This is a genomic window from Sphingomonas sp. TREG-RG-20F-R18-01 (assembly GCF_022662475.1).
GTDB lineage: Bacteria > Pseudomonadota > Alphaproteobacteria > Sphingomonadales > Sphingomonadaceae > Sphingomonas.
Genome location: NZ_JAKNQQ010000006.1, coordinates 1 through 15,701 on the forward strand (window position 1 = coordinate 1; position 15,701 = coordinate 15,701).

A 15,701-nucleotide genomic window follows, 5' to 3' on the forward strand; every position below is an offset into this window, starting at 1 on the left:
TACCGCGCCGCGCATCACGCGGCGCCGGTTTCAGCACATCGCCACGGCGCCGAGGAAGGCACCGATCTTGGCCGGATCCTTGATGCCCGGTGCGCTCTCCAGGCCCGACGAGACGTCTACCAGGGTCGCCCCGGTGCCACGCACCGCCTCGCCTACGTTGACGGCGTCGAGCCCGCCCGACAGCGCCCACGGGAGCGCGTGGCGGAAGCCGTGCAGAAGGGTCCAGTCGAACCGAACCCCCATGCCTCCCGGCAACGCGGCACCCGGCGGCGTCTTTGCGTCGAACAGGATGCGGTCGGCGATGCCCTGGTAGGGCAGCGCGCCCTCGAGATCGGCCCGGGTCCGCACCGCCACCGCCGCCCACAGCTCCAGTCCGGTCCGCGCCTTGATCGCGGCGGCGCGCTCGGGCGACGTCTGATGGAGTTGCAGCACCGCAAGCTTGCCGGCCTCGATCGCCGAATCGAGCGTTGGATCATCGGGGTTCACGAACACGCCGACGCGCGCGACGCGCTGCGGCACCCGCGCCGCAAGTTGGGCCGCGCGGTCGCGGCCGACGTGACGCGGGGAGGGCGGGAAGAACACCAACCCGACGTGGCTCGCACCGCCAGCGATGGCGGCATCGAGCGTTTCGGGCGTGGAAAGCCCGCAGATCTTGGCAGAAACAGGCATGCAACCGTCCTTGCGGCTCGTCGACATAGGCGCAAGCGATATCACGCAAGGCTTAACCATCGAAAAACGCGCATCGCCGCACCGGGGGGGCGTTCAGAGCGTCGCTTCGATCTCGCGCGCGGCCATGTCAGGGTTCTCGGCCTGGGTGATCGGGCGCCCCACGACGAGGATCGATGCGCCGGCGTCCAGCGCGGCGCGGGGCGTGACGACGCGCTTCTGGTCGCCCACCGGCCCGTCTTGCGGTCGGACTCCGGGGACGACGAAAAAGCCCTTCGGCCACAGCGCATGCGCCGCCCCGACTTCCGCGCCCGAACAGACGACGCCATCGATCCCGGCTTCCCGCGCGAGGTCGGTCAGTCGCAGGACCTGATCATGCGGACTGCTGGGCACGCCGATCGAGGCGAGATCGCTGGTATCGAGGCTGGTCAGCGTCGTCACCGCGACCACCTTTGTCCCGGTCGGCGCCGCGGCTTTGGCATCCTCGAGCATGGCACGGCCACCGGCGGCATGAACCGTCAGGATCGCGGGATCGAGCCCGTGCAGCGCCATGATCGCCTTGGCCACCGTGTTGGGAATGTCGTGCAGCTTGAGGTCGAGGAAGATCGGCAGGCCATGTTCGGCCATGCTGCGCACCCCGGGCTGACCGTTGGCGAGGAAAAATTCGAGGCCGAGCTTGATCCCGCCGACATGATGGCGGACGCGCCTGGCCATCGCATGTGCCTTCGCCAGATCCGGGGTGTCGAGCGCGACATACAGGCGATTGGTCACAGCACTACTCCGCTGTCGGACGCTGAGGGGGTAAGGTCGGACGACGCCCGCGGTGCGCCCGGCGCCATCGTGGCTGGCGGCAGCGGCGGCGCCATGGCGGTCCGCATGTCCGCCAGCGTACGCTCGGCGTTCGCCAGCCGGGCGCGGAGCCGCCAGCGCAGCGTCGAATGCCAGGCGAGGGTCGGCAGCAATCCGGCAAGAAAGGTCACGAGCAGCAGGACCGGCAGATTGACCAGCGCTTCCATGCCGCCCCACAGGCGGATCGCGACACTCGTCCAATTGGCCACGGTAAACACCGCCGCAATGAAGGCGAGCAGGCACCAGAAGAGGATTTTGAGGAATTGCATGGGCGCAAGGCTACTCAAAACCGCGCCGCTTGACCAGACTCAGCCGATTTCGCGGCGCAGCGTCTCAAACAGGCCGGGGATCGTCGTCAGCCGGTCGGCTTCCTCGTCGAGGATGGCCAGAAAAGCGGCGCGTTTGATCGCGGCATTGCGCCCCGGTTTCAGCCGCTGGTCGGGGTCGAGCGTCGACAGCAGGATGTCGATCATCCGCTCGGCGCCGTGCAGCCTGCCCCAGAGATAGTCGTTTTCGCGATAGGCACGGCTGAAGAACGCGCCGAAGCTGTTGAACTGGATGCCCTTCAGCGTCGCCTCCGCCCCGCCGGACCGGATCGACGTCGCGTCGTCGGGGGCGATGCGGTCGACCTTGATCGGGTCGAACTCATCGAGACCCTCGCCCTGCAGCAGCGGCAGCGTCGCGACGTCAAAATACGGGAACCCCAGATACGTCAGCAGGATCGTGCGCTTCACGTCGCGCGACAGGCCGGCGAACGCCGCCGCCAGGCGCGCTTCGGTCGCCGTGTCCAGCGCCTGCAACCCCATTACGCCGCCCAGCTTGTCGAGCAGCGGGCGCGCATCGCTGCGCAACAGCCGCACGTCCCGCCGCAACGTAGCGTAACGGTCGGTCCGCTTGCATTCGAGGTATGCCGACAGGCTGGCGTAGACCGCTTCTCGGATCGCACCGAGTTCGGTCTCGGGGTGCGCGCCCTCGAGCTCGGTGATCCGCCGCGCCAGCAGCCGCAGGCGTCGCAAGCGGAAGCCCAGATCGAAGGTGCGCAGGAACGTGATCGTCCGCTGGCCGGCGCCGCCGGCAAAGCCGGGCCTCAGTTCGTCGAATCCCTGAAGCGCAACGGCTTCGTCGATGAGACGGCGGACTCGGTCCGCGCGTTGCTGACCCGTCTCCCCGCCGGCGCCGTCGAGCAGGGCGGCGATGGTTTCCACCACCCCGGTAATCTTGAGATGCCCGTACGCGGCATAGGCATAGCCCGAAGCCTTTGCCGCCGCGGTCTGCGCGCGTTGGCGCCATGCCGCCAGCCGCACCGGCGTCGGCGAATCGAGGAACAACGTATAGCCGAAGAGCGCCTCGACCTGTTTCTCCACTTCGGGCCGGATACCGGCGATGATCGAACGCATCCGCTCGATCCGACGCGAGCGGTCGGCGATCTCGTCGAGATTGTCCCGGATCGGTTGCTGGCGCGGCAATTCCGACATCGCCCCGATGATCGTCTGAAAGAAGCCGGGGGTTTTGGTGCCGGACGCCGCGAACCCGAAACTGCCGCGGGGGTGCGGATCGATATAGACGAAGCGCCGATCGACCTGGCGCTGGGCAGGGCGTTCGCGCAACGCCTCGATCGCCGGACCGAACGGCGCATTGTTGAGGACGGATCCATCGATCAGCACGGCGGACTCGGCGGCATTCGCGGCATATTGGCGCGGCAGGATGCGCTTCAGGAATGCCTCCCGTCCGGGCCAGTGGACTTCGCGCCGTTCGAGGACCCGGTCGAGCTCGCCCACCATGAAGGGTGGAAAGGCCCCGGGGAAACACGATGTCGCGCGCGCGGCAAATGCGAGTTCGGCGGGATCGGCGAGGGTCTCGCAATCGGTGCCGTGATCCGTGAACGGCACGATGACGCGGTGTTCGGTTTCCAGCACTTCGGGCGGCGAATGCAGCGTCAGCCGTTCGGGATGTCCGCGAAAGTCGGTTACGGTCACGAACAGGTCGAGCGGTTGTCCGGGCGGGAGCAGGCGCGGCGTACGCGGCGCCGCCGTCATGGCGGTGAGTGCATCGAGGATCAGCCCGGTAAAGCGTTCCCCGCCGAAGGGCGGCTCGAACCACCGGGAGCGGATGAAGTGCGACAGCTTCGCGCGGACCTCGTCCCGCGCGCCGCTTTCGACCGTGGCTTCGACACCGTCCGTACTGCGTGCCGCGACCCATGCGAGCGGCAACGCCCAGGCCTTGGAGAAGCGGGTTGCCGGAGCCTGTTTCTCGTCGACCAGCGCTTCTATGTCCGCCGAGTCGAGCCAGAGTTGCGTCAGGGGTTCCAGGCTTTGCCCCGTGCTGATCGCCTGACCGAGAAACACGCCGTTGATGCCGCCCGCGCTCGCGCCGGCAATGATGTCGATCAGCACGCGAAGCCGTGTTCCGGTCACCGCTTCGATCTCGGCCAGCAAGGCGAGGTAGATTTCGGCGCTGCCGGATCGCGGTTCGGCGGCGGCCGGGCTGGCATGGAACGCCTGGCTTGCGCGCGCCAGGCGCCAGATCTCCTTGGTGATCCCATGCATATAGACCGCAAGGCTGATCCCGCCGTAGCACACGAGCGCGAGACGAAGCTCCTTGTCGCGCGTCATAACGGTTCGATCAGCGCCCAGATCGGCAGGTGGTCGGATGCCTTGCGCGCAAGTGCGCTGTTGTGGACACCGCAGTCGCGCACGCGAAAACCCCGGGTCATGATTCGGTCGAGCCGCCCGATCGCGCGGCGTGCGTGAAAGCTCGGGCCGGTCGGTGCGATCGCGAATTCGCGGCGGAAGTCATGCAGGCATCCGCCGTTCGGGGTCCATTCGTTCAGATCGCCCATCATCACGGTCGGCATCGGCGGCGCGCAATCGTCGGCATGCGTCAGGATCGCGCGCGCCTGCCGGCGTCGCCACAAGCCCGAAAGATCGAGGTGCATGCCGAACACGCGAATCGGGGTCGCGTCGATCGACACATCCACCCGGATCGCGCCACGGGGTTCAAGCGCCGGGATATGGAGCGCGGCGCTGCCGAGGACTTCACTCCCCTTGCGCGTGAGCAAGGCATTGCCGTGCCACCCCATGCTCGCCCGATCGTGCAACTGGACGGCACGCCAGGGCGAATGATCCTCCAGCAGGCGGTGCGGGATCACTGCCGCCTTCGTGCCATACCGCAGGTCTGCTTCCTGCAACGCGATGACATCGCCATCGATCTCGCACAGCACGTCGAGAATACGCCGCGGGTCGCGACGGCGATCCAGACCGATTCCCTTGTGCATGTTGTAGCTGACAACCTTGATCACGCGACCGCCTATCGGGCGGATCGGCGGATCATGCAATCATGTGCGTGGTTTGCGGCGGCGATCTTTCTGCCGATGCCCGCAGCCGATCATCCGCGCGAACCGTCCTGCGCTCGGCGGTTACGGTCATCGAAGTCCCGTCATCCTGATGACTATACGGTTATTTTCGTCCATCGTCTGTGCGCAGCGATCCGGCGGGCTTGATCGTCGCCAGGACAGAATCGACCGTGAAGATGGGACGAAACGTCAAGGAACGGTTATCCAGCATATCGACGTGGATACTTTAAATAGTGTAAGATCGTCCCGGGCAGGGGTGAGGGTCACTATGTATTTCGTGCAACGGATCAAATGTCTGTTCGGATATCATTATCGCAACGGCCACAGGGTGCGGTGGAACGACGGCAAGCGGTATACCGTCTGCAAGGGCTGTGGTCGTCGCATGGTACGCGAAGAGGATGGCTGGCATCTGACAGGCGGCGTCGAGACGGCATCCTGATCAAACGCGTTCCGCAGTACCACGAGCTGATGCGGGACGCGGTGCGCGGCGTCATGCAAGGAAATGGTGCCGGTTGCAGGAATCGAACCCGCGACCTTCGGTTTACAAAACCGCTGCTCTACCAGCTGAGCTAAACCGGCGTGGAGGATCACACCCTCGCGCGCATTCCATGCGTCAAGTGACGCCGAAGGTCCAGCCCTCGGTACGCGCGATCTGATCGGTCATGGCCGCCGGATGCCAGAAATCGTCGCGTCGCGCGTGGGTGCGCAGCCAGGCGGCGGTCAGGATCGCGTCGGTGGCGTGGTCGGTATAGCGGTCCAGCGGCGTATGCGGGGCGCTGCCGACCTGCGCCAGCGCCACGTCCAGCGCCGCGCCGTCGCGGAGCTTGCTCAGCCCCTTGCGCAGGCCGGCTGCGCGCGCGGCGATCGTGGTGTAGATTTCGACGACGCAGGCCCCGTCGCGTGGCGGCGCATCGATCGGCCAGACCGGAATGGCGGGATCGAGATGATGCAGCAGGCGCATGCCCGCGAAGCTTGCCTTGGCGACCTGCGCCGCGCCGATCGCGTCATAGACGGTCGATGGCTTGCCCCCACCGTTCGCGTTGAAATGCGCTTCGCAGCGACGGTAGTGCATGAAGCGCACCTTTGCCCCATCGGCCGCGCCAAGATAGAAATGCTGCCCGCGTCGTGCCTCCAGAAACGATGCCGCGCCGAGGTCGGGATCGGCGCTGTTCCGATCGACATAGGCCCAGAGCGCGCGCGGGTCGGTCGCCGCGGTTTCCCCCGGCAGATAGGCGCCGCGTTCGACGAACGGCGCCGCAAAGCTGAAATCGAACCCGACGAGCAACGGCTCGCGCGCCTGTGCGTGCAACCAGTGCAGAATATCGGTTCGCGACCATACGCCGCGCGGCGGGTCGACCAGCACGGGGGCCGCATCGCCCGTCGCACAGACCGCGAGCGCAATGCCGGGATGGCGCGCGCCTTTGGCGCCGGACCAGTCGATCGCGGCAAATCGGGTGAAATGGGTCGGGGTCACGTGGACGCAGAACGCTCGAACGCAGGTCGCTCAGGCATCGCCTGCCTTCAGGCTCGCCCACCAGGCCATGCGCTCGGCGATCCGTTTTTCCATCCCGCGCTCGGTCGGCTTGTAGAACGTTTGCGGCTCCATCCCGGTCGGCCAGTAGTTCGAGCCCGAAAACCCTTCCGCCGTATCGTGATCATACGCATAGCCCTTGCCATAGCCGATGTCCTTCATCAGCTTGGTCGGGGCATTCAGGATGTTCTCCGGCGGCATCAGCGAACCGGTTTCGCGGGCCGACGTCCACGCAGCCTTCTGCGCCTTGTAGGCCGCGTTCGATTTGGGGGCGGTCGCGAGATAGATACAGGCCTGTGCGATCGCGAGCTCGCCCTCGGGCGACCCCAGGAAGTCATACGCGTCCTTCGCGGCCAGGCATTGGGTCAGCGCCCCCGGATCGGCGAGGCCGATGTCCTCGACCGCCATGCGGATCATCCGACGGAGCAGATACAGCGGCTCTTCTCCGGCGGTGAGCATGCGCGCCAGATAATAAAGCGCGGCTTGCGGGTCGGATCCGCGCACGGCTTTGTGCAGGGCGGAAATGAGGTTGTAATGCCCCTCGCGATCCTTGTCGTACACCGCCACGCGCCGCTGCAGAAAGGCGGACAGGCCGGCCGGATCGAGCGCGGCAGGAAGGTTCACGGCGAACAGCGTTTCCGACTGGTTCAGCAGGAAGCGGCCGTCGCCATCCGCGCTCGCGATCATCGCGTCGCGCGCTTCGCGTGTCAGCGGCAGGGGGCGTCCCTCGGCCTGCTCCGCGCGATCGAGCAAGTGCCCGAGCGCGGCATGGTCCAGGCGGTGGAGGATCAGCACCTGCGCCCGGCTGAGGACGGCGGCGTTGAGTTCGAACGACGGGTTTTCCGTCGTTGCCCCGACGAGCGTGACCGTACCGTCCTCGACATACGGCAGGAAGCCATCCTGCTGCGCACGATTGAACCGATGGATCTCGTCGACGAACAGCAATGTCCGCTTGCCGATCCGGGCATGGTCGCGCGCCTCGGCGAACGCCTTCTTCAGGTCCGCCACGCCCGAAAAAACCGCAGAGATTGCCATGAAGCGCAAACCAACGGCATCCGCCAGCAAGCGCGCGATCGTCGTCTTGCCGGTGCCGGGCGGGCCCCACAGGATCATCGAAGACAGCCGGCCCGCCGCGACCATCCGGCCGATCGCGCCCTCGGGACCAGTGATGTGGTCCTGCCCGACGACTTCGGCGAGCGTGGTCGGGCGTAGCCGATCTGCCAGCGGGGCGGAGGCTGCGACGGGCTCCGGGGCAGGGGGATCGAACGCGGCAAAAAGGTCGGCCATCGCCTGAAGATAGGAGTGTTCCCGAAATTTGCACGTGCGGCCTTGCAGTCGCGCCTAAAAGATATATCTTAGTGGCATCTCAGATAGGAAAAACGATATGACTGGATTTGAACAGCACGGTGGCCATGGATGCCACCACCGGCATGGCGGTGGCCGCGGTGCAGCCATGGCGACGATGCGCGGGGGGCCTCGCGGTTTTGGCGGACGCGATCATCCCGAGGGGCGGGGCGGGCCGCGGGGACGTCGCATGTTCGACGGCGGCGAATTGCGCCTGGTCCTGCTCAAGCTGATCGCGGATGAGCCTCGCCATGGCTACGATCTGATCCGTAGCATCGAGGAATTGACCGGCGGAGCCTATGCGCCCAGCCCGGGGGTGGTCTATCCGACGTTGACCCTGCTCGATGACATGGACCTGATCGCCGCACGCCAGGCGGAGGGCGCCAAGAAGCTGTACGCGGTGACCGACACCGGCGCGCAGCATCTTGCCGAAAACGCCGAACTGGTCGCGGCGCTGATGGCGCGGCTGGCCGAAGTCGGGGCCGAGCGGGCGCGCACCGACAGCGCATCGGTGCGCCGCGCGATGGGCAATTTACGTGAAGTGCTGCTGCACAAATTGCGCAGCGAGGACGTGGCGATCGAGACGGTCCATCAGGTCGTCGCGCTGATCGATGACGCTGCGCAAAAGATCGAGCGACTGTGATGGCGTTGTCCGCCATCGCGCAGGTCCCGACCGCGCATGCCGCCAGATATCTGCAACAGACATGCAAGCATTGGGCGCATCATCTGTCGGTCGCCTTTACCGCGGACCATGGCACCGTGGCCGTTCCCAAGGACGCGCGAGGTGCGTCGTTCCCCGGGGATGCAACCGTGACGTTCGACGCGACGGCCGACCTGCTGACGATCCGGATCGACGCAACCGCGCCCGATCAGCTCGACGGTCTGAAGGATGCGGTCGTGCGCCACGTCGACCGGTTCGCCTTCCGCGAGGGTCCGCTCGCGTACGCGTGGCGGTAATTGCCCCGAGCGCAGGACCCGACACCCCGCAGGCGCTCGGGTGGTGGCCGTCGATGCGACCGGACTGAACCAGGGTCAGTCGACCGTGGCGTAGCGCCGGTGCATCGCGACCAGGCGTTTCGCGCGATCCACCACCGGCTTGTCGATCAGCTTGCCATCGACCGCCACCGCGCCGAACGCGCCGTCGATCGCGGCGATCACGCGCTGCGCCCAGGCGACGTCCGCGTCGGACGGGAGGAACGCGGCATTGACCACCGCGACCTGCCGCGGATGGACGCACAGCTTGCCGCCAAAGCCGAACCGGCGGGCGTGGTCGGTATCGCGGGCGAGCGCCGCGTCGTCCGACAGGTCGGTCGAAACGCCATCGACGGGCGCGTCGAGCCCGGCGGCGCGCGAGTGCAGGACCATCTGCGTACGGATCGCGTCGAGTTCGGCGGCATCGCCGTCGATCCCGGCATCGGCCTGGAAATCCACCGTACCGAACGACAGGCGCACCAGGCCCGGCGCGGTCACCAACTGCGCCAGGTTGAGCACGCCCGCGACCGTCTCGACCAGTGCATGCAGCGGCTTGCCCCGCGCGGCCGCCTGCAGCGCGGACAAGTCGCCGGCGCGTTCGGTCTTGGGCAGCATCAGCCCGGCGACACCGGACAAGCCAGCAAGCGCGCGGACATCCTCGGCGTGCCACTCGGTATCCAGGCTGTTGACCCGGACCACGAAGCGTGGATCGCTTAGCCCGGCGAGCGCATCGTGGATCACTTCGCGCGCCGCGGCCTTGCGTTCGGGCAGCACCGCGTCCTCGAGGTCGATCACCACCAGATCGGCACCGCTCGCCCGGGCCTTGTCAAAGCGTTCGGGGCGATCGCCGGGAACGAACAGGATGCTGCGGGCGGGGGCGGTGATCATGGCGTCGGGTCTTTCAAGGACCGGGATTTTGCTCCCGGCGGAAGGTCTGGGAATAACTGTAGCGATCGGCCGGGTGCGTATTGATCGCCATCTCGACGACTTCGCCGCGGCCGTTGAGGTAGCTGCGCGTCAGCCGCAGGCCGGCGGAGGAGGTCTTGGCCTCCAGCAACCGGGCAACCGCGGCGGCGATCGGCACGGCCTCGATCTGCTGGCGGACCTCGGCGATCTGTTCGCCGAACTGTTCCTCGATCCGCTTGAAGATCGGCACGTCGCCCACCTCATTGGCAAGCTTCAGGCTGCGGAAGGCGGGGTGGATGTAGACGTCCGAATAGGAAATCGGCCGACTGCCGTCCGCCCGCCGCAAGGCGCGCAGGTGCAGCCAAGTCTGTCCCGCGGTCGCGCCCAGCTGCACGGCGAGCGCGCCGGCAATGTCGACCGTCCGCCGTTCGAGGATCGTGAGCGTCGTCTCCTGCGTATATTGCTGCAGGTCCGACAGCCCTTCCATGACCTGGCGATAGCCAGTGGGGCGCGGCAGGCCGAGCACGCGCGTGCCGACCCCCGCCTGGCGGCTGACCATGCCCTGCTGGACCAGCCGCTTGATCGCCTCGCGCACGGTAAAGCGGCTCGCGCCGAACTGGTCGCACAGTTCGAATTCGGTCGGCATCAGCGCGCCGACCGGATAATGCCCCTCCTCGATCTCGCTGATCAGCGTCTGCGCGAGTTGCAGATAGCGCGGTTGCTGGCGGATTGGCGGCATGGACGGTCCATTGCGGATAAGAGGCTTTGCCCGATGATACGGACAATGCCCCGCACCGCAAGGGACGGTAGCGCGCGGTAACCATCCCGGTCAGCGGATGACCGCGCGATCCCGCAGGTCCGCGACTTCGGCCGCGGCATAGCCGAGCTTCGCAAGAATGTCGTCGGTATCCTGGCCAAGGGTCGGTGCCGCAACCGTTGGATGCGTGGCGCCGCCCGCGCGGATCGACGAGGCGATGCCGGGGAGGGGGCCATGTTCGGGATGCTGGAAATCGAGAATCCGGTCGGCTTCGGCCAGATACGGGTTGTCGAGCGCCTGCGCGACGTCGAGCACCGGCGCGGCGGGGACACGCCCGGCGAACCGTTCCATCCACGCCGCGGTTGTTCGCGTCGCCAGCACCGCGTCGAGATCGGCATTGAACGCGGGCCGGTTGGCAAGCCGGTCGGCGAAGGTCGCGTAGCGCGGATCCTCCGCCCATTCGGGCCGCTCGATCAGCACGGTCAGCGTCTGCCAGAACTTCTCCTTGTTGCACATGACGAAGATCCAGCCATCCGCCGTCGTGTAGAGCTGGCTCGGGGTCAACGACGGATGGCTCGAGCGAGCGGTGCGCTCCACTTTCACGCCGCCGTTGAGATACCATTCGGCGACATAGTTGAGGTTGCCGAGCGCGACGTCGAACAGGCTGACGTCCAGATCGCGCCCGACCCCGCTCGCGCGCGCCGAGACGACGCCCGCGAGGATGGCGAGCGCGGCGGTGGTGCCGGTCATGAAGTCGACGATCGACAGCCCGAAGCGCGACGGCGGCGTGCCCGGTTCGCCGGTGAGCGACAGATAGCCTGCCTCCGCCTGCATCAGGTAATCATAGCCCGGCCACGCCGCGCGGCTGCCGGTGCGCCCGTACGCCGACAGATGGACGCAGGCGATCGCCGGGTTCGCCTTGGACAAAGCGGCATAATCGAGCCCGAGCTTGACCGGCAGGTCGCCGCGCAGATTGTTGAATACTACGTCGGATTCCGCGACGAGCTTTTCGAGCACCGCGCGTCCCTCGAGGCTCTTGAGGTCGAGCCCGAGGCTGCGCTTGTTGCGGTTGAGCGATTCGTAGAAGTGGCTGTCGCCGGGCCCGAAGAAATAGGGCCCGACGTGGCGACCGATATCGCCGCCATCCTTGTGGTTCTCGATCTTGATGACCTCGGCGCCCAGGTCGGCGAGCTGCTGCGTGCCGAACGGACCCGCCCCATATTGCTCGACCGCGACGATCCGCAGGCCAGCAAGCGGCTGGTTGCCGGACATGGTGGAAGCGGGCTGGGTCATACCGGGTTCCGTGCGATGATCTGCTTGGCGATGATGATCCGCTGCATCTCGTTGGTGCCCTCGCCGATGGTGAGCAGCGGCGCGTCGCGGTACAGCCGTTCGACGTTATATTCGGTCGAATAGCCGTAACCGCCGAAGATCCGCATCGCTTCGATCGCGTTTTCCAGGCCTGCTTCGGTGGCATAATATTTCGCCATCCCCGCTTCCATGTCGCAGCGCTGGCCAAGGTCATAGGCGCGCGCGGCGCTCTCGGTGAGCAGGCGCGCGGCATAGACGCGGGTCGTCATCTCGCCGAGCTTGAGCTGGATCGCCTGATGCTCGCAGATCGGCTTGCCGAAGGTCTTGCGGGTCTGCGAATAGGCGACCGCCTCGTCGAGCGCCGCCTGCGCGATGCCGACCCCGCGCGCGGCGACGTTGATCCGCCCGAGTTCGAGCCCGCCGAGCACCTGCTTGAGCCCGACGCCCTCGACTCCGCCGATCAGGCGGCTGACCGGGACACGATAGTCGTCGAAGGTCAGTGCGTTGCTGTCGAGGCCCTTGTACCCGAGCTTCCCGAGCTTCTTGGACACGATGAAGCCGGGGCCTTTCTCCGCGATCAGCAGGCTCATACCCTTGTGGCGCGGCTCGGCGGTCGGATCGGTCTTGACCAGCAGCAGGATGGTGTTGCCCGATCCCGAATTGGTGATCCACATCTTGGACCCGTTGACGACATAGTCGTCGCCGTCGCGGACCGCGGTGGTCCGGATCGCCTGGAGGTCGGTGCCCGCATCGGGCTCGGTCAGGCCGATCCCACCGCGGAGTTCGCCAGTTGCGAATTTGGGGAGGTAATAGTCCTTCTGCTCGGTCGTGCCGCAGCGCTGGACGGTCATCGCCATGATCATGTGGCTGTTGATGATTCCAGCGACCGACATCCACACGGTCGAGATCCGCTCGATGATCCGCGCGTAGATCAGCGTCGATACGCCGAACCCGCCGTATTCCGGTGCGATCATCAGGCCGAACAGGCCCATTTCCTTCATCGTATCGACGATCTTCTGCGGATATTCGTCGTCATGTTCGAGCTGGTGCACGAACGGCTTCACGTCGGTAACAAGGAATTTCTCGATCGAATCGAGAATCATCGCTTCCTCTTCGGTCATTGCGCCGGGGGCGGCGAGCGGGGTTTCCATGTTCATCGGACAGGCTCCTTGAAGGTCAGGGACGGTGGGCGAGCACGTCGGCCAGCGTGCGTGCAGGATTTTGGTCGATCGCGAGGATCGCGGCGCGGATCGCCTCGGCGCGTGGTGCGTCGATCGTGCGGGTGGCGTTTTCCACGAACTTGCGGCTGATATCGGCGTTGCTCAGCGGCCGGTCGGCAGCGCCACGATTGACCCCCTCGCGCCGCCGCAGCGTCCGGCCGTCGCGGGTTTGCACGATCACCTCGCCGGTAAAGTGCGTGGGGTAATCGGTGTCGGGGTCGATCGCATAGGCGACCCGCCCGGCGAGATCGCGCACGGCGGGATCGCGCAACGCGGCCGGATCGAGCGCGTCTAGCGTGAAGCTGCCGGTGAGCAGCGCGGTCGCCACCGTATAGGGGATGGAGAATTGCGCATCGTACCCGGTCGCAGGCGTGCGCTTGGGGGCGGCGGGTTCGCATACGATCGGGATCACGGCTTCGGGCACGAGGACCGTGACCTCCGCGATGTCCGCGCCGCGCAGTCCGTGTTCCTGGCGTAGCCAGATCGCGGCATCGATCGCGGCGTGGGTCATGTGGCAGGCGGGCAGCGGCTTGACCGCGACATTGTCGATTTCCCACACGTCGCCCAACCCGGCGGTTGCGCGCGCGATGTGCTCCGGGGCGGCATCGCGCAGATACAGCGCGTACAACCCGAAGCGCCCTTCATAGGCCGCGGTCGGCCCGACATAGCCGTGCCTCGCGAGCGTCGCCGCGGTGATCGCCGAACTCGCCGCCCAGCCAGGGTGAAGCCGCTTGGTCCAGGCCCCGTCCTCGAGGAACTCGAGGCTGCCGCCGGCCATCGACAGGACGATGCCTTGCGCCATCGCGCTCTGGGACGGATCAAGCCCGAGCAGCCGCGCCGCCGCGACGGTCGATCCGAACGCGCCGATCAGCCCGGTCGGGTGAAAGCCGAATCCGTGGAACGCGCCGCCCGATACGCTCGCCACGCGGGTCGAGACCTCCATCGCCGCGATATAGGCAAGCAGCAGATCCGCGCCCGAGGCGTCGGCGCGGTCCGCGGCGACCAGCGCGGTGGGGAAGGCGCTGACGGTCGCGTGGATGATCCCGCCGGCGTGGGTGTCGTCGTAATCCAGCCCGTGCATCAGGATGCCGTTGAGCATCGCCGCATCGCGCGGCGCGAGCGCGCGGCCGTGGCCCAGCACCGGGGCAGTGCCTTGCCCCAGTTCCTCGGCAGCGGCGAAGGCGCGGTTCGCCCAGGGCGCGCCGATTGCGGCGATCCCGGTGCCGACCGCGTCGAGGATCAGGTGGCGCGCGCGCTCCAGCACGGTCGATGGCACCCGGTCGATCGTCAGTTCGTTGGCGAAGGCCGCGTAGGTGGCGGAGAGCAAGGTCATGCGGTTGCACCCCCGGCGGCGGCGAGTTCATCCGCCGACACCTCGTCGAGCGACTGCCCGGTCGTCTCGACCCGCAGCAGGCCGACCGCGATGATCATGGCGACCAGCACCACGCCGACCATCCCGAGCACGCCGTGCAACCCGAAGTTGGCGAACAGGAAGACGGTCGCATAGGGCGTGACCATCGAGGCGGCGCGCCCGCACATCCCGGCGAACCCGGTGCCGCGCAACCGGTAGGCGGTCGGGAACAGCTCGGGGATATAGGCGAACAGCGCGAGCGTCACGAGCGTGTAGATGCTCGACACCAGCAGGAAGCCGGTAAGCGGGACCATCACGTCCCCCTGGGCATTGGGGTAGAGGAAGCCGAACAGCATGATCGCGACCGCCGTCAGGATCAGCGAAAGGCGGCGCGAAATGCGGTCGGCGATGCCGATCGCGATAACCGCGCCGAACACGCTGCCGAACGACATCAGCGTGGTATACCAGAGCGACGTGACGATCCCGGTGCCATGGCTGACCAGGAAGGTCGGGAGCCATGCGACGAAGCCGTAAACCGACACGTTGACCGCAATCGCGGCAAGCGTCGCGGCGATGACGCGGTTGCGCAGCTTGGGGCCGAACAGGGCCTTCAACGGGGCGTGAACCATTGCGATCGCACGCGCGGGCGCCGGCGCGGGGAGCGGGCCTTTTTGCGCGGAGACTTCGCGCTCGATCGCGGTCAGTGTCGCCTCGGCCTCCTCGAACCGGCCGACCGATTCGAGCCAGCGCGGCGATTCCGGCATCTTCTTGCGCATGATCCAGACGATCAGCGCGGCAGCGCCCGCGATCGCGAACATATAGCGCCAGCCGAGGGTCGGGATGACGATGTAGCCGATCGACGTCGCGACCAGCAGCCCCGAATTGACCACCATGCCCATGATCGAGACCCAGCGGCCACGAAACGCCGGGGGGATGAACTCGCCGAGCGTTCCCGCCGCGACGACGAGTTCCGCGCCGAGCCCGATCCCCATGACGAAGCGGCAGACGATGAGGAAGGTCATGGTGGGCGAGAAGATCGCCGCGACCGACGCGAGCCCGAACAGCGCGAGGTTGAACTGATAGGACGCGCGCCGGCCGAAGCGATCGCCGATGTAGCCGGCCATGCCGGCGCCGATCATCATGCCGAGGAAGGTCATCGACATGAACACCGCACTCTGCGCGAGCGTCGAGAACCCCTCCGCCTTGAGCGCGGCGATCACGCCGCCCGCCAGATAGACGTCGAACGCATCCAGGAACGCACCCGCGCTGATCAGCGCGAGGATCCGCCAGTGGAACCGCGATATCGGAAGGCGGTCGAGCCGGGATCCGGCGTTGACGGCAAGGTGATCGGCCATTCTCGGCTACCTCTCGTGATGAAACCGGCGGGGCCTTCTTGATCGAAGATCTGTTGCCGTCGTTCAGGGGGCCGAGCGCAGGAGGCG

The 15,701-nt window shown here is 66.9% G+C and carries 15 protein-coding genes and 1 tRNA gene; 2 read left to right on the forward strand and 14 right to left on the reverse strand.

The window, feature by feature from the left end:
* Positions 1 to 30: 30 nt before the first annotated feature.
* From L8K25_RS15705 to L8K25_RS15740, 8 genes are all read right to left on the reverse strand, one after another.
* Positions 31 to 669 (reverse strand): phosphoribosylanthranilate isomerase, encoded by a 639-nt coding sequence (locus L8K25_RS15705; RefSeq protein WP_242139931.1) that lies wholly within the window; start codon positions 667 to 669, stop codon positions 31 to 33.
* Between the two features lie 93 nt (positions 670 to 762).
* The gene (gene pyrF, locus L8K25_RS15710) at positions 763 to 1,437 is read right to left on the reverse strand and encodes an orotidine-5'-phosphate decarboxylase (protein ID WP_242139932.1); all 675 of its coding nucleotides are present in this window, start codon (positions 1,435 to 1,437) and stop codon (positions 763 to 765) included.
* The gene (locus tag L8K25_RS15715) at positions 1,434 to 1,784 is read right to left on the reverse strand and encodes a hypothetical protein (RefSeq protein ID WP_242139933.1); all 351 of its coding nucleotides are present in this window, start codon (positions 1,782 to 1,784) and stop codon (positions 1,434 to 1,436) included. Before L8K25_RS15715 ends, pyrF begins: the two co-directional genes overlap by 4 nt.
* Before the next feature lie 39 nt (positions 1,785 to 1,823).
* Positions 1,824 to 4,127, reverse strand: coding sequence for a patatin-like protein (locus L8K25_RS15720; RefSeq protein ID WP_242139934.1), 2,304 nt, complete (start codon positions 4,125 to 4,127; stop codon positions 1,824 to 1,826).
* Positions 4,124 to 4,813 (reverse strand): endonuclease/exonuclease/phosphatase family protein, encoded by a 690-nt coding sequence (locus L8K25_RS15725; RefSeq protein ID WP_242139935.1) that lies wholly within the window; start codon positions 4,811 to 4,813, stop codon positions 4,124 to 4,126. Before L8K25_RS15725 ends, L8K25_RS15720 begins: the two co-directional genes overlap by 4 nt.
* A 557-nt stretch (positions 4,814 to 5,370) precedes the next feature.
* Positions 5,371 to 5,446 (reverse strand) — tRNA-Thr (locus L8K25_RS15730).
* A gap of 34 nt (positions 5,447 to 5,480) precedes the next feature.
* The gene (locus L8K25_RS15735; RefSeq protein WP_242139936.1) at positions 5,481 to 6,341 is read right to left on the reverse strand and encodes a hypothetical protein; all 861 of its coding nucleotides are present in this window, start codon (positions 6,339 to 6,341) and stop codon (positions 5,481 to 5,483) included.
* A 30-nt stretch (positions 6,342 to 6,371) separates the two neighbouring features.
* A complete protein-coding gene (locus tag L8K25_RS15740; protein ID WP_242139937.1) occupies positions 6,372 to 7,685 on the reverse strand; it encodes a replication-associated recombination protein A in 1,314 nt (437 codons plus the stop codon).
* 175 nt (positions 7,686 to 7,860) lie between these two features.
* Here L8K25_RS15740 and L8K25_RS15745 point away from each other — a divergent pair, with 175 nt between their 5' ends.
* Both L8K25_RS15745 and L8K25_RS15750 read left to right on the forward strand, forming a co-directional pair.
* Positions 7,861 to 8,385, forward strand: a complete 525-nt coding sequence (locus tag L8K25_RS15745; protein WP_242140174.1) for a PadR family transcriptional regulator — start codon at positions 7,861 to 7,863, stop codon at positions 8,383 to 8,385.
* Complete coding sequence (locus tag L8K25_RS15750) at positions 8,385 to 8,699, forward strand: DUF2218 domain-containing protein (RefSeq protein ID WP_242139938.1); 315 nt, start codon at positions 8,385 to 8,387, stop codon at positions 8,697 to 8,699. Before L8K25_RS15745 ends, L8K25_RS15750 begins: the two co-directional genes overlap by 1 nt.
* A gap of 75 nt (positions 8,700 to 8,774) precedes the next feature.
* Here L8K25_RS15750 and L8K25_RS15755 read toward each other — a convergent pair whose 3' ends face one another.
* The 6 genes from L8K25_RS15755 to L8K25_RS15780 all read right to left on the reverse strand — a co-directional run bounded on the left by L8K25_RS15755 (position 8,775) and on the right by L8K25_RS15780 (position 15,614).
* Complete coding sequence (locus L8K25_RS15755) at positions 8,775 to 9,602, reverse strand: CoA ester lyase (RefSeq protein WP_242139939.1); 828 nt, start codon at positions 9,600 to 9,602, stop codon at positions 8,775 to 8,777.
* Positions 9,603 to 9,615: 13 nt separating this feature from the next.
* Positions 9,616 to 10,359: a GntR family transcriptional regulator gene (locus L8K25_RS15760; protein WP_242139940.1), complete on the reverse strand. Its 744-nt coding sequence runs from the start codon at positions 10,357 to 10,359 to the stop codon at positions 9,616 to 9,618.
* 90 nt (positions 10,360 to 10,449) lie between these two features.
* Positions 10,450 to 11,670, reverse strand: coding sequence for a CoA transferase (locus tag L8K25_RS15765; protein WP_242139941.1), 1,221 nt, complete (start codon positions 11,668 to 11,670; stop codon positions 10,450 to 10,452).
* Entirely contained in the window at positions 11,667 to 12,845 is a 1,179-nt protein-coding gene (locus L8K25_RS15770; RefSeq protein WP_242139942.1) for an acyl-CoA dehydrogenase family protein, read from the reverse strand. Before L8K25_RS15770 ends, L8K25_RS15765 begins: the two co-directional genes overlap by 4 nt.
* A gap of 19 nt (positions 12,846 to 12,864) precedes the next feature.
* Positions 12,865 to 14,241 carry an MmgE/PrpD family protein gene (locus L8K25_RS15775; protein WP_242139943.1) on the reverse strand — a complete coding sequence of 459 codons (1,377 nt, stop codon included), beginning with the start codon at positions 14,239 to 14,241 and terminating at the stop codon, positions 12,865 to 12,867.
* Positions 14,238 to 15,614, reverse strand: a complete 1,377-nt coding sequence (locus L8K25_RS15780; protein WP_242139944.1) for an MFS transporter — start codon at positions 15,612 to 15,614, stop codon at positions 14,238 to 14,240. Before L8K25_RS15780 ends, L8K25_RS15775 begins: the two co-directional genes overlap by 4 nt.
* Positions 15,615 to 15,701 lie beyond the last annotated feature (87 nt).

Coding starts and splice junctions, on each gene's coding strand:
- L8K25_RS15705 (WP_242139931.1), bottom strand. CDS start 669: ATGCCTGTTTCTGCCAAGATCTGCGGGCTTTCCACGCCCGAAACGCTC.
- L8K25_RS15715 (WP_242139933.1), bottom strand. CDS start 1,784: ATGCAATTCCTCAAAATCCTCTTCTGGTGCCTGCTCGCCTTCATTGCG.
- L8K25_RS15720 (WP_242139934.1), bottom strand. CDS start 4,127: ATGACGCGCGACAAGGAGCTTCGTCTCGCGCTCGTGTGCTACGGCGGG.
- L8K25_RS15740 (WP_242139937.1), bottom strand. CDS start 7,685: ATGGCCGACCTTTTTGCCGCGTTCGATCCCCCTGCCCCGGAGCCCGTC.
- L8K25_RS15745 (WP_242140174.1), top strand. CDS start 7,861: ATGCGCGGGGGGCCTCGCGGTTTTGGCGGACGCGATCATCCCGAGGGG.
- L8K25_RS15750 (WP_242139938.1), top strand. CDS start 8,385: ATGGCGTTGTCCGCCATCGCGCAGGTCCCGACCGCGCATGCCGCCAGA.
- L8K25_RS15755 (WP_242139939.1), bottom strand. CDS start 9,602: ATGATCACCGCCCCCGCCCGCAGCATCCTGTTCGTTCCCGGCGATCGC.
- L8K25_RS15760 (WP_242139940.1), bottom strand. CDS start 10,359: ATGCCGCCAATCCGCCAGCAACCGCGCTATCTGCAACTCGCGCAGACG.
- L8K25_RS15765 (WP_242139941.1), bottom strand. CDS start 11,670: ATGACCCAGCCCGCTTCCACCATGTCCGGCAACCAGCCGCTTGCTGGC.
- L8K25_RS15770 (WP_242139942.1), bottom strand. CDS start 12,845: ATGAACATGGAAACCCCGCTCGCCGCCCCCGGCGCAATGACCGAAGAG.
- L8K25_RS15775 (WP_242139943.1), bottom strand. CDS start 14,241: ATGACCTTGCTCTCCGCCACCTACGCGGCCTTCGCCAACGAACTGACG.
- L8K25_RS15780 (WP_242139944.1), bottom strand. CDS start 15,614: ATGGCCGATCACCTTGCCGTCAACGCCGGATCCCGGCTCGACCGCCTT.